Source organism: Streptomyces murinus, assembly GCF_002154555.1.
Taxonomy (GTDB): Bacteria; Actinomycetota; Actinomycetes; order Streptomycetales; family Streptomycetaceae; genus Streptomyces; species Streptomyces murinus.
In genome coordinates, this window is record NZ_MUNF01000891.1 from 1 (window position 1) to 711 (window position 711).

The following is a 711-nucleotide window of genomic DNA, read 5'->3' on the forward strand; positions in this document are numbered from 1 at the left end:
GGGGCGCAGTTCGTTTTTTCACCCACAGATTTCGAGAGGGCTCCCGCTGTCATGGCGAAGATCCTGAAGTTCGACGAGGACGCCCGTCGCGCCCTCGAGCGCGGCGTCAACAAGCTGGCCGACACGGTGAAGGTGACGATCGGCCCCCGGGGTCGCAACGTCGTCATCGACAAGAAGTTCGGCGCCCCCACCATCACCAACGACGGTGTCACGATCGCCCGTGAGGTCGAGATCGAGGACCCGTACGAGAACCTCGGCGCGCAGCTGGTGAAGGAGGTGGCGACCAAGACCAACGACATCGCGGGCGACGGCACCACCACCGCCACCGTGCTCGCCCAGGCGCTGGTCCGCGAGGGCCTGCGCAATGTCGCCGCCGGTGCCTCCCCGGCCGCCCTGAAGAAGGGCATCGACGCCGCCGTCAAGGCGATCTCCGAGGACCTGCTCGCCACGGCCCGCCCGATCGACGAGAAGTCCGACATCGCCGCCGTCGCCGNNCAACACCTTCGGTCTGGAGCTGGACTTCACCGAGGGCATGGCCTTCGACAAGGGCTACCTGTCCCCGTACTTCGTGACGGACCAGGAGCGTATGGAGGCCGTCCTCGACGACCCGTACATCCTGATCCACCAGGGCAAGATCTCCGCGATCGCGGACCTGCTGCCGCTCCTGGAGAAGGTCATCCAGTCCGGCTCCAAGCCGCTGCTGATCATCGC

The 711-nt window shown here is 66.6% G+C and carries 1 pseudogene; it reads left to right on the forward strand.

From position 1 onward, the window contains the following. Window positions 1-51: 51 nt before the first annotated feature. Window positions 52-711 (forward strand): annotated as a pseudogene (locus CCN72_RS36345) (TCP-1/cpn60 chaperonin family protein); the annotation flags it as partial.